This window comes from Streptomyces sp. NPDC028419, assembly GCF_055565515.1.
Map to the genome: position 1 here is coordinate 232,810 of NZ_JBVHUE010000006.1, position 12,647 is coordinate 245,456.

The window sequence follows — 12,647 nt, forward strand, 5'->3', positions numbered from 1 at the left end:
CAGTTCTGGCATCCGGTTCTGAACCGCAGGAGGCATCAGCCATGACCGAGCTCGTGGAACACGGAAAGCTGTTCATCGGCGGGGAGTGGACCGATCCGCTGGGCAGCGACACCATCGACATCGTCTCGCCCCACACCGAGCAGGTCATCGGCCGCGTACCGCACGCTTCCCGGGCGGACGTCGACCGCGCCGTCGCCGTCGCCCGCAAGGCCTTCGACGAAGGCCCCTGGCCCCGCGCGTCCCTGGACGAGCGGATCGAGGTCATCGCCCGGATCAAGGACGCGATCGCCGTCCGGCACGAGGAGATCGCCCGCTCGATCAGCTCGCAGAACGGATCGCCGTACTCCTGGAGCGTCCTCGCCCAGGCGCTCGGCCCGATGATGGTCTACGACGCCGCCATCACGGTCGCCCGCGCCTTCCCGTACGAGGAGCACCGGCAGGGAGCGCTCAGCCCGATCATGGTCCGGCGCGAGCCGGTGGGCGTGGTCGCGGCCGTCATCCCCTGGAACGTCCCGCAGTTCGTGGCCGCCGCGAAGCTCGCGCCCGCGCTGCTCAGCGGCTGCACCGTGATCCTCAAGCCCTCGCCCGAAGCGCCGCTCGACTCCTACATCCTCGCCGACATCGCGCGCGAGGCCGGGCTGCCGGAGGGCGTGCTGTCGATCCTGCCGGCCGACCGCGAGGTCAGCGAGTACCTGGTCGGGCACCCGGGGATCGACAAGGTCTCCTTCACCGGCTCCGTCGCGGCGGGCAAGCGCGTCATGGAGGTCGCCGCCCGCAACCTCACCCGGGTCACCCTGGAACTCGGCGGCAAGTCCGCGGCCGTGATCCTGCCGGACGCGGACCTGGAGAGCGCCATCGCCGGGATCGTCCCGGCCGCCTGGATGAACAACGGGCAGGCGTGCGTGGCCCAGACCCGCGTACTGGCCCCCCGCAGCCGCTACGACGAGATCGCCGAGGCGCTCGCGGCGGCGGCCGGGGCTCTGGTGGTCGGCGACCCCTTGGACCCGGCGACCCAGATCGGCCCGCTGGTGGCCAAGCGGCAGCAGCAGCGCTCCTTCGACTACATCAAGCTCGGCCAGGAGGAGGGCGCCAAGGTCCTCACCGGAGGCGGGCGCCCGGCGGGCCGGGACCAGGGCTGGTACGTCGAGCCGACGCTCTTCGGGGACGTCGACAACTCCATGCGCATCGCGCGCGAGGAGATCTTCGGGCCGGTCGTCTGCCTGATCCCGTACGGGGACGAGGCCGAGGCCGTGCGGATAGCCAACGACTCGGACTTCGGGCTCAGCGGCAGCGTGTGGACCGGCGACGTCGAGCACGGCATCGACTTCGGCCGCCGGATCCGCACCGGCGTCTTCAACGTGAACACCTTCAGCCTGGACATGCTCGGACCGTTCGGCGGCTACAAGAACAGCGGCCTCGGCCGCGAGTTCGGCCCGGAGGGCCTGAGCGAGTACCTGGAAGCGAAGATGATCTGCCTCCCGGGCGGCTACCAGCCGCCGGCTGCGGGTGCCGATGCGTCCGGTGACGGTGCTTCCGCGGGTGGTGAGTGATGGGTGACCGCTGGCACGTCGAGGTGGACAGAGGGGTCTGCATCGGCTCGGGCATGTGCGTGAACCACGCCCCCACGGGCTTCGCCCTAGATTCGGCCCGCCAGTCCCACCCGAGCTCACCGGACACGGACGCGAACGAGCCGACCCTGACGGCGGCCGAGGGCTGCCCGGTAGAGGCCATCACGATCACCCTGGCCGCGAGCGGCGAGGTGGTCTTCCCGCCGGAGGAGTGAGGGGGGCGGGGGCGGCTTCGGCGGGGGTGGGGGCGGGGGCTTCGAGCGGGGCGGGGTCGGTGGGGTTCCGGGGGCTGCCCGTCAGTTCAACTGTCTCTCCGTGCCGGGGCGACCTGTCAAGGGCGCTCCTTCGTCGCGTCGCTGCGCGATGGCCTGCGGCCACCCTTGACAGGCCACCCCGTCACGGAAAGCCAAGAACTGTCGGGAAGCCCCCGGAGGAAGGGCAGGGGGGACCTTTCCCATGCGGCTGGATCCCGGGCAGTGAGGCCGGGGCCCTGAGTGCGGCCCTACCGCGCCCTCCGGGCGACAAGACAACGACCACAAGCCACAAGCACGCCTGCAGATCGCTACGCGCTTCTCCGAGAGAAGCGTCTGCGAGTTGTTTGGGGCTGATTTGGGCTGGTGGAGGGGGCGGGAGGGGTGGAAGCTCGGCCCCACCGAGCAGGAGTCGGGTCAGGAGACGGTGGGGACTCAACACCCCTCCAAGATGCCCGATATGTGGACATTTGGAAGTCGTTTGCGAGGGGCGGACGGCCTCAGACCCTCCCCATGCTCGACCTCGCCGAGTTTCCACCCCCACCAACCCCAACCAACTCGCAGACGCTTCTCTCGGAGGAGCGCGTAGCGATCTGAAGGCGTGCTTGTGGCTTGTGGCTTGTCATCTGTTGCTGTTCGCCCGGAGGGCGCGGCATGGCTGCACTCAGAGCCCCCGCCCCACTGCCTGGAATCCAGCCGCATGGTCCCGGTCCCCCATGCCTTCCTCCGGGGGCGGCCCGACAGTTCTTGGCTTTCCGTGGGGACGGGGCCTGTCAAGGGTGGCCGCAGGCCATCGCGCAGCGACGCGACCGCAGGGAGCGCCCTTGACAGGTCACGGCCCCACGGAGAGACAGTTGAACTGACGGGCAGCCCCCGGAACCCCACCGACCCCGCCCCGCCGAAGCACCCGCCCACCCGCCACCGCCCTGTTTCGGCCGATCCTGAGGTGCGTGCGCCCGGGGGGCCCGGGGGGGTCGGGCTCGCCTACTTCGGGGGCGCCGTGAGGTCGATGAGGCGGCAGACCGTTTCGATGTCGATCTTCACCTGGGCGATCGAGGCGCGGCCCGAGAGCCAGGTGATGAGGGCCGAGTGCCAGGTGTGTTCGATGACGCGGACCGCCGAGAGTTGTTCCGCCGTGGGCGGGGCGTCCAGGCCCATCGCGTCCAGGATGATCGCCGTGGTCAGCCGGGAGACGGTGTCCACCTCGGGGCTCACGCTGCGGTCCGCGAAGGTCAGGGCGCGCACCATGGCGTCGGCCAGGTGCGGTTCGCGCTGGAGGGCGCGGAAGGCGCGCATGAGCGTTTCCGCGACGGCTTCGGCGGGGCTGTCGGCGACCGGGGGGCGCTTGCGCAGCGTCGTGTGCATGTGCTGGAGCTGGTCCTGCATGGTCGCCACCAGGAGGTGGACCTTGGAGGGGAAGTAGCGGTAGAGCGTGCCCAGCGCGACGCTGGACGACTCGGCGACCTCCCGCATCTGGACCGCGTCGAACCCGCCCCGGCTGGCCAACTGCGCGCTGGCGTGCAGGATCCTGCGGCGGCGGGCTTCCTGCCGCTCCGTCAGGGGCGGGGACGCCGGCGTGGCGAGGGCCTTGGCTTCCGCTGTCATCTGTCCCGTTCCGTGGCGTTCCGAGGTATCCATTCGCACCGCTCCGAGGCTGTTCCGTGGTCAGCATGGCAGGCGGCCCTGCCGTGGCGCGAATCACCTGCTCCGGCTCTTACGGTGTGGTTTCCGGCCGGTAGATTCAATGGTCTTCAACGGATCAAGTCTGAAACTTGTTCTACATTATCCGAGCGGGTTACGCTCCGGCGAAAGTGCAGCGAGAAGGGGGCCGGGAGTGACCGCTGAGGCCATGGTGACGAGCCCTTTCCAGGGTTCCGCCACTGACGGCGACCGCCCGTTGCGCATCGCACTCCTCACCTACAAGGGGAACCCGTTCTGCGGTGGCCAGGGCGTCTACGTCCGCCACCTCGCGAGGGAACTGGTACGTCTGGGGCACTCCGTCGAGGTCATCGGCGCGCAGCCCTATCCCGTGCTCGACACCGGCGCCACGCTCACCGAGCTGCCCAGCCTGGACCTCTACCGCCACCCCGATCCCTTCCGCACCCCCAAGCGCGGTGAGTACCGGGACTGGATCGACGCCCTAGAGGTCGCCACCATGTGGACCGGCGGCTTCCCCGAGCCGCTGACCTTCTCGCTGCGGGCCCGCCGCCACCTGGTGGCCCGGCGCGGCGAGTTCGACGTCATCCACGACAACCAGACCCTCGGGTACGGCCTGTTGGCCGACCTGGGCGCGCCCCTCGTCACCACCGTCCACCACCCGATCACGGTGGACCGGGGGCTCGACCTCGCGGCCGCCAAGGACCGCAAGAAGCGCGCCTCGGTGCGCCGTTGGTACGGCTTCACCCGCATGCAGGGGCGCGTCGCCCGCCGGCTGCCCACGGTCCTGACCGTCTCCGGTTCCTCGCAGCAGGAGATCGCCGACCACCTGGGCGTCCGCGACGACCGCATCCACGTCGTGCACATCGGCGCGGACACCGACCTGTGGTCGCCGGACCCGTCCGTCGCCGAGGTGCCGGGCCGGATCGTCACGACCTCCAGCGCGGACGTACCGCTCAAGGGCCTGGTGCACCTCGTGGAGGCGCTGGCCAAGCTGCGCACCGAGCAGCCCGGTGCCCACCTCGTGGTGGTCGGCAAGCGCGCCGAGCGCGGGCCGGTCGCCCGGGCGATCGAGCAGTACGGGCTCCAGGACGCGGTCCAGTTCGTCAAGGGCATCACCGACGCCGAGCTCGTCGACCTGGTGCGCAGCGCCCAGGTCGCCTGCGTGCCCTCCCTCTACGAAGGCTTCTCGCTCCCCGCGGCCGAGGCCATGGCCACCGGCACCCCGCTGGTGGCCACCACCGGCGGGGCGATCCCCGAGGTGACGGGCGCCGACGGCGAGACCTGCCTCGCCGTACCGCCCGGTGACGCGGGGGCGCTGGCCGCCGCGCTGGGCCGGCTGCTCGGTGATGCCGAGCTGCGGGCCCGTCTGGGCAGTGCCGGGCGCGCGCGGGTGCTGGACCGCTTCACCTGGGCCAGAGCCGCCCAGGGCACGGTGGCGCACTACCGGGCCGCGATCGAACGGGCCGCACGCGCCGGTCGGTGACGGTCGTACGGGCGCCGCACCCCGTGAAGCACCTCGCCAAGCAATTCGTCAAGCAATTCCTCAAGTACCTCGTCTCCACCCACCATCACCCCCCACCTCGACCGCGAAGGCAGGACCGCGTGCTGACCGTCGATTTCTCCAGGTTCCCGCTGGCCGCAGGCGATCGTGTGCTCGATCTGGGCTGCGGCGCGGGCCGGCACGCCTTCGAGTGCTACCGGCGCGGCGCCCACGTGGTCGCCGTGGACCGCAACGGCGAGGAGATCCGCGAGGTCGCCAAGTGGTTCGCCGCCATGAAGGAGGCTGGTGAGGCCCCCGCCGGTGCCACGGCCACCGCCATGGAGGGCGACGCACTCGCGCTGCCCTTCCCCGACGACTCCTTCGACGTCGTGATCATCTCCGAGGTGATGGAGCACATCCCCGACGACAAGGGCGTGCTCGCCGAGATGGTCCGGGTCCTCAAGCCGGGCGGCCGCATCGCCATCACCGTCCCGCGCTACGGCCCCGAGAAGATCTGTTGGGCTCTCAGCGACGCCTACCACGAGGTCGAGGGCGGCCACATCCGCATCTACAAGGCCGACGAGCTGCTCGGGAAGATGGAGCAGGCCGGTCTCAAGCCCTACGGCACGCACCACGCCCACGGCCTGCACTCGCCCTACTGGTGGCTCAAGTGCGCCTTCGGCGTGGACAACGACAAGGCGCTGCCCGTGAAGGCGTACCACAAGCTCCTGGTCTGGGACATCATGAAGAAGCCGCTCGCGACCCGGCTCGCCGAGCAGGCCCTCAACCCGGTGATCGGCAAGAGCTTCGTGGCCTACGCGACCAAGCCCCACCTGCCCGTCGGCGCTGCCAAGTGACCTCGCCGGGGCGCACCGAGCACCTCGTCCTGGACGGCGTACTGACGGCCGAAGAGGCCGCACGGACCGTCGCCGGGATCCTGGCCGCGCAGCGCGCGGACGGGGCCATCCCGTGGTTCCGCGGTCACCACCTCGATCCGTGGGACCACACCGAGGCCGCGATGGCCCTGGACGTGGCGGGCGAGCACGAGGCCGCGGCGCGGGCGTACGCCTGGCTGGCGGCCCACCAGAACGAGGACGGTTCCTGGTACGCCGCCTACGCGGACCGGCCCGAGGGGGTGGACACCGAGGACCCGCAGGACGCGGGGAAGGAGTCCAACTTCACCGCCTACATAGCGGTCGGGGTCTGGCACCACTACCTGGAGACCGGGGACGACCCCTTCCTCGACCGGATGTGGCCCGTCGTCTTCGCCGCCGTCGAGTTCGTCCTCGGGCTCCAGCAGCCGGGCGGACAGATCGGTTGGAAGCGGGAGGCGGACGGGACGGTCGTCGCCGACGGCCTGCTGACCGGCTCCTCCTCGATCCACCAGGCGCTGCGCTGCGCGCTGGCGATCGCCGAGTGCCGCGAGGAGCCGCAGCCCGATTGGGAGGTGGCGGCGGGCGCGCTCGCGCACGCCGTGCGTCGTCATCCCGAGCGCTTCCTCGACAAGAACCACTACTCGATGGACTGGTACTACCCGGTCCTGGGCGGGGCCCTGACCGGTTCCGAGGCGAAGGCGCGGATCGAGGAGCGCTGGGACGACTTCGTCGTGCCGGGCCTCGGCGTGCGCTGCGTGCTGCCCAATCCGTGGGTGACGGGCGGCGAGAGCTGTGAACTCGCGCTCGCGCTCTGGGCGATGGGGGAGTCCGACCGGGCGCTGGAGATCCTGCGCTCGATCACCCACCTGCGGGCCGAGAACGGCATGTACTGGACCGGGTACGTCTTCGAGGACGAGAAGGTCTGGCCGGTGGAGCAGACGACCTGGACGGCCGCGTCCCTGCTGCTGGCCGTGGCCGCGCTGGGCGGGGACGAGCCGACCACGGCCGTCTTCGGAGGTACGACCCTGCCGGACGGACTCGACCCCGACTGCTGCTAGGTCGTCTCTTTCGGCTCTCGCGGGGTGGCTCAGCGGCGGGCCAGCCAGCTCGCGAGGGCGTGGCCGATGAAGAGGTAGGCGGCGGCGGCGATGCCGTAGCCGACGACGACCTGGACCCAGTCGCGGTCGAAGGTGAAGAGGTCGTAGGACCAGGTCGCGAGCCAGGTGGCGGCGTCGTGGACCAGGTCGACCAGGCTGTTGTTCTGGTTGGCGTCCAGCAGGTACAGCAGGATCCACGCGACGATCACGAAGGCCAGTACGTCCGCCACGATCGCGACGATCCGTCCGGCGGAGCTGCTTCCCCGGGTCCTCGCTCGCATGTGTGCTCGACTGTGTGTGGGCATGACCCGCGTCTTGCCGCTGTGCCGCCGGCCAAACCCGAACGGCTTTCCCAAGTGGCGCGGCGGGTGGGCCGGGGTGAGGCTGCCTGGGACACCTCAGTCCCCGGAGGAAACCGTGTCCATACCCAGAACCGCCCGATTCCGTCGTGGCTGCACGGCGCTGATCCTGTCCACCGCGCTGCTCGCCGGAGGCGCCACCGCCTGCGGTAGGGGCGGCGACCGGAGCGACCGGAGTACGGACGTCTCGGTCCAAGGGGCGCCGGCGGCCGTCCAGGTCGACGCGGCCGAGGAGGCCCTGCGGGTCGCGGAGGCCGCACCCTCGCCCAGCCCGTCGACCGAGGCGCAGAAGCAGAAGTTCGCCAAGACGCGCTTCGTCGCCAACGCGGGTCTCGCGGCCGGCGCCACCTACCAGTGGATCATCAAGCCGTACCGCGCGGGCAAGTTCAAGAAGGGCGCCAGCGGGCGCAAGTTCGCCCTGGTGAAGGCGGGCCTGGCGGGCGCGTTCGCCTACAACCGCTTGAAGGCGGCGTCCGACAACGCCAAGGGCGACCCGCTGCTGTCCAAGGCGGTGGGCCCGCTCACGGCGGGGATCGACTCCCTCAAGGGACTCGGCAGCAAGCTCCGCAAGGGCGACGCGAACGACGCGGACATCGGCGCCTTCGAGAAGATGATCAACGGGGTCAAGGACGCGGGCAAGAGCGCGGGCGCCCCGGTCACGGACCAGGTTCCGAGCCTTTCGCAGCTGAGCCGCTGAACCCGGGACACCGGACGCGCGACATGGTGAGGACCCGCCGGGCGACCGGCGGGTCCTCACCACGTGGTGCGTACGGCGCATCAGCGGGTCGTGTCCCGGTTGAAGACGGACCGCGCCCACAGGTAGCCGACGAGGGCCAGGCCCGCGCACCAGGCGAAGGCCAGGAGCCCCTCGTTCCCGATCGGCGTGCCCATCAGCAGGCCGCGCAGGGTCTCGATGATCGGGGTGAAGGGCTGGTACTCGGCGAACCAGCGCAGCCCGGTCGGCATCGAGTCCGTCGGGACGACCGCGCTGCCGAGGAGCGGCAGGAACTGCAGCGGCATCGGCATGTTGCTCGCGGTCTCGGGGGTCTTGGCGACCAGCCCCATCGCGGCGGCCAGCCAGGTGAGGCCCAGCACGAGCCCGGTCAGCAGCCCGCCCACGGCCAGCCACTCGACGGGGGTGGCGGTGGGCCGGAAGCCCATGAGCAGCGCGATGCCCGTCACCAGGGCGACGCTGATCAAGGTCTGGATCACACCGCCCACGACGTGCCCCGTCAGGAACGAGGCCCGGGATATCGGCATCGTGCGGAAGCGGTTGACGATGCCTTCGGTCATGTCGACGCAGACCCCGACGGCCGTGGCCACGGCCCCGGCGGTCGCCGACATCAAGATGATGCCCGGGGCGATGTAGTCGATGTAGTGCTCCGAGCCGGTGCCGGTGCCGAGGGCGCCGCCGAAGACGTAGGTGAACAGGAGCAGCATCAGTACGGGCATCACGGCGACGGAGATGGTCATCGACGGGTAGCGCAGGGCGTGCCTGAGGTTGCGCCGCAGCATCGTCGCCGAGTCGGTGACGGAATGGGCCAGGGTGGTCATCGCGCGTTCTCCCGCTTCGGTCCGGTGAGGGTGAGGAATACGTCGTCGAGGTCGGGGGTGTGCACGGAGAGCTCCTCCGCGCGGACCCCGCCGTGCTCCAGGACGTCCAGAACGGCCCGCAGCGTGTCCGGGCTGCCGTCGCCGGGGAGGTCCAGGGTGAGTGCCTCGCGGTCGAGGTCGAGGGCGGCGAACAGGGCGTCGGCGGCGTCGAGCTCGGCCGCTCCGGCGAACCGCAGCCGGATGTGGCTGCCGGGGATGCGCCGCTTGAGCTCTTCGGCGGTGCCCTCGGCGACCAGCTTCCCGTGGTCGAGGACGGCGATCCGGTCGGCGAGCTGGTCGGCCTCGTCCAGGTACTGGGTGGTGAGGAAGATCGTGACGCCCTGCTCGGCGACCAGGTTCCGGATGATCTCCCACATGGTGCGGCGGCTGCGCGGGTCGAGCCCGGTGGTCGGCTCGTCGAGGAAGATGACGCGCGGGTCGCCGACCAGGGTCATCGCCAGGTCGAGCTTGCGCCGCATGCCGCCGGAGAAGGTGGAGACGGGCCCCCGGGCGGCCTCGGTCAGGTCGAAGCGGTCCAGCAGCTCGGCGGCGCGCCGCCTGCCTTCCCGGCGGCCGAGGTGGAGCAGGTCCGCCATGAGGATCAGGTTCTCCTCGGCGGTCAACAGGTTGTCCACCGCCGAGAACTGGCCGGTCACGCCGATGACGCCGCGGATGGAGGCGGCCTCGCGGGCCAGGTCGTGGCCGCCGACGCGGACCTGACCGGCGTCCGCGGCTATGAGGGTGGTGAGGATCTGCACGGTGGTGGTCTTGCCCGCACCGTTCGGCCCGAGGAGGGCGAAGACGGTGCCGGGGGCGACGTGGAGGTCGATGCCGTCCAGTACCTTCTTGTCGCCGTAGGACTTGGTCAGACCGGTGACGCTGATCGCGGGCGACGTGCGGGCGGCGGCGGTCGCTGTCGCGACGGCTGTGGGCATGGCGGGGTCACTCCTCCGGGGCTGGGGTCGGGGCTGAGGTTGGGGCCGGTTCCGGGCTGGGGTCGGGCTGTTGTGGGGTGCGCCGCCGGGGCGATGGCTCAGGCGCGGTGGTTCAGGCGCGGTGGACGTCGATGTTGCCGGCGCCGCTGCGGGCGCGGACCTCCACGGTCTCGTCGGTGGCGGCGGGTCCGTCGGTGGTGGTGAGGCCGTTGCGCACGCTGCCGATGCGGGTGTTCACGTCGAGCCAGGCGGCGGTGGAGCGGGCGATGCCGACCGAGATGTTCCCGGCGGCGGTCTGGAGCGCGACCTGGCCGCGGGCCACCTCGCCGATCCGGATGTGCCCGTTCGCCGACTTGGCCTCGACTCCGGCGTGGGCGGAGCCCACGGAGACGGAGCCGTTGGAGGTGGTGGCCTTCAGGGGGCCGTGGACCTCGCCGAGGGCGATGTCGCCGTTGGAGTTCTTGACGGTCACGGCGCCGCCGATGGTGTCGGCGCTGATGCGCCCGGACCCGGACAGTTCGGCGTTGCCGGTGACGGTGTCGACGTGGGTGTTGCCGTGGCCCGTGGTGAGGTGCGCGGCGGCCGCCTCCTCGACGCGCAGGTCTCCGAGCGAGGTCTTGAGCCGGACCTGCCCGAGCGGTCCCGAGCACAGGAAGTCCGCCATGGGGCAGTCGCCGCGCAGGTCGGAGCCAGCGGGCAGGGCGACGACGATGTCGAGCGAGCCGCTGCGGCCGAACAGGGAGCGCTTGCGCGGCCCCTTCACGAAGAGCTGCCCCGCCGAGTAGCTGATCTTGGTCTGCTGGGCCGCCCGCACGTCGACGTCCTCGCCCGGATTGCTCGGCCGGACCTCGACGACGGTGTCGGCGCGCTTGGTCGCGGTGACGCGGATGGTGCCGACCTCGAACTCGACGGAGGCGGAGATCGGCTCGGGGGTCTGGAAGGTCTCGGTGAGGTGGGAGATCTGGAATGCAGACATGGTGGTGCCGTCCTCTTGGCTCGGTGGAGCGGAAGTGGTGGGAAGCGCGCGGGTCTACGGGCGTACCGGCGTACGGGGTGCCCGGTGCGGCGGCGGCCTAGCGGACCCAGCCCGTGAAGCCCTGCTGGCCGCGCGAGCGGCCGGGGGAGAGCGGGGCGGCCGGTGCGACGGGTCCGGCCGGTTCCAGGGCCGCCGCGACGGCCCGGACCAGCCAGGCGTTGACCGAGAGGCCCTCCTGGCCGGCGGCGTCCTCGACGCGGTTCTTGAGGTGGGCGGGGAGGCGGAAGTTGATGCGGGCCGTGCCGCCTTCGTCGCCCTCGCCGGTCGGCGGCGCGAGGGGGACCGGAGCCGCCGCGGGAGCGGCGTGCTCCGCCGGGGTGCCTTCGTACGCGAAGGGCTCCTGGGCAGGGGGAGCGGTCACCACGAACTCGGGGTCGAGCCCGCGCAGCCGTACGTCGACCGAGCCCGGGGCGAGGTCCTGGGTGACCTCGCCCATGGCGGCGGACAGGGCGTTCAGCAGGGTCAGCCGGGCGGCCGACTCCAGCGGAGCGGTGAGCCGCTCGGCCAGGGCGCGGGATTCGGCGCCGCCCGCTTCCGCGGCTACCGCGAGTTCGTTCCGGAGGTGATCGACGTAGGGCGTGAGGTCCATGACGAAAGCATGGCACAGGAATGGCGCCACGGCCAGCTTTTGTGGCGCCATTTTGGCGCCGCGTGGTGCCATGGGTGCCGCTCGCGGGGCGTTGATGATCGGGTTGATGTGTGAATGTGCAGGTCAGCGGCCTGGTGGGGGTCCGGTGTCTGGATGGCGCCACGCGGGAAAAATGTGGCGCCATGGTGGCGCCACTTCGGTGCGCCTCAGCTCCGCCGCGCCCATGCGGGCGTCCACGTGCGGCCCTCGGGGCCGCCGCGGCCACCGGGACGCAGCGCCGCGAGGTGTGCGCGCAGCGCCGCGAGGGCGGGCTGGGGGTTGTCGCGGCGCCAGATGAGGGAGTGCGGGTAGACGGGCGTCGGGTCGATCACCGGGATGCGGCGCAGGCCGTGCCCGTCGGGCCAGACGAGCCGCGTGTGCTCGCCCATGAAGGTGGCCAGGGCCGGGGTGTCCGCGATGGTGTCGAGGAGGGCGTCGGAGCCGAAGTTGGGGCCCGTCGCCTCGATGGTGAGGCCGAATTCGGCGACGAGGTCGTCGTAGTAGGCGGCCCACTCGGTGCCGGGGACGAGGCCGGGCATCCAGATCCGGTGCCCGGCCAGCTGCGCGAGGGTCACCGACCGGGCGCCCGCCAGCGCGTGGGCGGGGCCCGTCAGGAGCTGGAGCGGTTCGTCGAGCACGCGCACGGACGCGACGTCCCCGGGCAGGGGCCGGCCGGGCGCGGACACGGCGCGGAACGACGCGTCGATCTCCCCGGACCGGACGGCGGCCACCGCCGCCTCGATGTCGAAGAGCATCAGCACGTCGAGCTCGAACTCGGGGTGCGCGCGGTGGAACTCGCGCATCAGGCCCGAGGCCGCCACGCGCGAGGCGATCACGTCGACGCGCAGCGCACGGCGGCCGGGCCGTACGGACGCGAGCGCGCGCTCGGCGGCGCGCAGCAGCTCGCGCGCGTGGGGCAGGAAGGCCCGCCCGTCGATGGTGAGTTCGGCGCCGCGCGCCGTACGGGCGAAGAGCTGGGCGCCGAGGTCCTTCTCCAGTGCGGCGATGCGTTTGGAGACGGCTTGCTGGGTGACTCCCAGGTCGGCGGCGGCCGCCTGGAAGCGGCCCGCGTCCACGACGGTGACGAAGGTGCGTACGGCTTCGAGGTCCACGTCGGGGGAGGTTACTCCACAACGCATTGTTGTGCGCGGATCGCGGATCGGTTG

General features: G+C 71.5%; 13 protein-coding genes. 6 read left to right on the forward strand and 7 right to left on the reverse strand.

Annotated elements, in window-relative coordinates; translation table 11 throughout:
- Positions 1-41 precede the first annotated feature (41 nt).
- Both ACZ4UB_RS10255 and ACZ4UB_RS10260 read left to right on the forward strand, forming a co-directional pair.
- Positions 42-1,550, forward strand: a complete 1,509-nt coding sequence (locus tag ACZ4UB_RS10255) for an aldehyde dehydrogenase (protein ID WP_468069569.1) — start codon at positions 42-44, stop codon at positions 1,548-1,550.
- On the forward strand, positions 1,550-1,783 hold the full coding sequence (locus tag ACZ4UB_RS10260; protein ID WP_354381829.1) for a ferredoxin: 234 nt from the start codon (positions 1,550-1,552) through the stop codon (positions 1,781-1,783). Before ACZ4UB_RS10255 ends, ACZ4UB_RS10260 begins: the two co-directional genes overlap by 1 nt.
- Before the next feature lie 1,020 nt (positions 1,784-2,803).
- On the opposite strand, the gene ACZ4UB_RS10265 is transcribed toward ACZ4UB_RS10260, so the two are convergent.
- Complete coding sequence (locus ACZ4UB_RS10265) at positions 2,804-3,424, reverse strand: TetR family transcriptional regulator (protein ID WP_354384267.1); 621 nt, start codon at positions 3,422-3,424, stop codon at positions 2,804-2,806.
- Positions 3,425-3,653: 229 nt separating this feature from the next.
- Here ACZ4UB_RS10265 and ACZ4UB_RS10270 point away from each other — a divergent pair, with 229 nt between their 5' ends.
- The 3 genes from ACZ4UB_RS10270 to ACZ4UB_RS10280 all read left to right on the forward strand — a co-directional run bounded on the left by ACZ4UB_RS10270 (position 3,654) and on the right by ACZ4UB_RS10280 (position 6,891).
- Complete coding sequence (locus tag ACZ4UB_RS10270) at positions 3,654-4,961, forward strand: glycosyltransferase family 4 protein (protein WP_468069571.1); 1,308 nt, start codon at positions 3,654-3,656, stop codon at positions 4,959-4,961.
- Positions 4,962-5,080: 119 nt separating this feature from the next.
- The gene (locus tag ACZ4UB_RS10275; protein ID WP_330330181.1) at positions 5,081-5,815 is read left to right on the forward strand and encodes a class I SAM-dependent methyltransferase; all 735 of its coding nucleotides are present in this window, start codon (positions 5,081-5,083) and stop codon (positions 5,813-5,815) included.
- Positions 5,812-6,891 carry a prenyltransferase/squalene oxidase repeat-containing protein gene (locus ACZ4UB_RS10280; protein WP_468069572.1) on the forward strand — a complete coding sequence of 360 codons (1,080 nt, stop codon included), beginning with the start codon at positions 5,812-5,814 and terminating at the stop codon, positions 6,889-6,891. Before ACZ4UB_RS10275 ends, ACZ4UB_RS10280 begins: the two co-directional genes overlap by 4 nt.
- 29 nt (positions 6,892-6,920) lie before the next feature.
- Here ACZ4UB_RS10280 and ACZ4UB_RS10285 read toward each other — a convergent pair whose 3' ends face one another.
- A complete protein-coding gene (locus tag ACZ4UB_RS10285) occupies positions 6,921-7,211 on the reverse strand; it encodes a hypothetical protein (RefSeq protein WP_468069574.1) in 291 nt (96 codons plus the stop codon).
- Between the two features lie 142 nt (positions 7,212-7,353).
- Between ACZ4UB_RS10285 and ACZ4UB_RS10290 the strand changes: the two genes are divergently transcribed.
- The gene (locus ACZ4UB_RS10290) at positions 7,354-7,986 is read left to right on the forward strand and encodes a hypothetical protein (RefSeq protein ID WP_468069667.1); all 633 of its coding nucleotides are present in this window, start codon (positions 7,354-7,356) and stop codon (positions 7,984-7,986) included.
- 80 nt (positions 7,987-8,066) lie between these two features.
- Here ACZ4UB_RS10290 and ACZ4UB_RS10295 read toward each other — a convergent pair whose 3' ends face one another.
- The 5 genes from ACZ4UB_RS10295 to ACZ4UB_RS10315 all read right to left on the reverse strand — a co-directional run bounded on the left by ACZ4UB_RS10295 (position 8,067) and on the right by ACZ4UB_RS10315 (position 12,593).
- Positions 8,067-8,843, reverse strand: a complete 777-nt coding sequence (locus tag ACZ4UB_RS10295) for an ABC transporter permease (RefSeq protein WP_468069576.1) — start codon at positions 8,841-8,843, stop codon at positions 8,067-8,069.
- A complete protein-coding gene (locus tag ACZ4UB_RS10300) occupies positions 8,840-9,817 on the reverse strand; it encodes an ATP-binding cassette domain-containing protein (protein WP_468069578.1) in 978 nt (325 codons plus the stop codon). The genes ACZ4UB_RS10295 and ACZ4UB_RS10300 overlap by 4 nt, the downstream gene beginning before the upstream one ends.
- Positions 9,818-9,929: 112 nt before the next feature.
- A complete protein-coding gene (locus tag ACZ4UB_RS10305; protein ID WP_468069579.1) occupies positions 9,930-10,793 on the reverse strand; it encodes a DUF4097 family beta strand repeat-containing protein in 864 nt (287 codons plus the stop codon).
- 97 nt (positions 10,794-10,890) lie between these two features.
- Complete coding sequence (locus tag ACZ4UB_RS10310; RefSeq protein WP_468069581.1) at positions 10,891-11,442, reverse strand: hypothetical protein; 552 nt, start codon at positions 11,440-11,442, stop codon at positions 10,891-10,893.
- Positions 11,443-11,648: 206 nt separating this feature from the next.
- A complete protein-coding gene (locus ACZ4UB_RS10315; protein ID WP_468069582.1) occupies positions 11,649-12,593 on the reverse strand; it encodes a LysR family transcriptional regulator in 945 nt (314 codons plus the stop codon).
- Between the last annotated feature and the right edge of the window lie 54 nt (positions 12,594-12,647).

Bases quoted from the DNA above. Each gene is read 5' to 3' on its own strand.
- ACZ4UB_RS10255 (WP_468069569.1), top strand. From the start codon at position 42: ATGACCGAGCTCGTGGAACACGGAAAGCTGTTCATCGGCGGGGAGTGG.
- ACZ4UB_RS10260 (WP_354381829.1), top strand. From the start codon at position 1,550: ATGGGTGACCGCTGGCACGTCGAGGTGGACAGAGGGGTCTGCATCGGC.
- ACZ4UB_RS10265 (WP_354384267.1), bottom strand. From the start codon at position 3,424: ATGACAGCGGAAGCCAAGGCCCTCGCCACGCCGGCGTCCCCGCCCCTG.
- ACZ4UB_RS10285 (WP_468069574.1), bottom strand. From the start codon at position 7,211: ATGCGAGCGAGGACCCGGGGAAGCAGCTCCGCCGGACGGATCGTCGCG.
- ACZ4UB_RS10295 (WP_468069576.1), bottom strand. From the start codon at position 8,843: ATGACCACCCTGGCCCATTCCGTCACCGACTCGGCGACGATGCTGCGG.
- ACZ4UB_RS10300 (WP_468069578.1), bottom strand. From the start codon at position 9,817: ATGCCCACAGCCGTCGCGACAGCGACCGCCGCCGCCCGCACGTCGCCC.
- ACZ4UB_RS10305 (WP_468069579.1), bottom strand. From the start codon at position 10,793: ATGTCTGCATTCCAGATCTCCCACCTCACCGAGACCTTCCAGACCCCC.
- ACZ4UB_RS10310 (WP_468069581.1), bottom strand. From the start codon at position 11,442: ATGGACCTCACGCCCTACGTCGATCACCTCCGGAACGAACTCGCGGTA.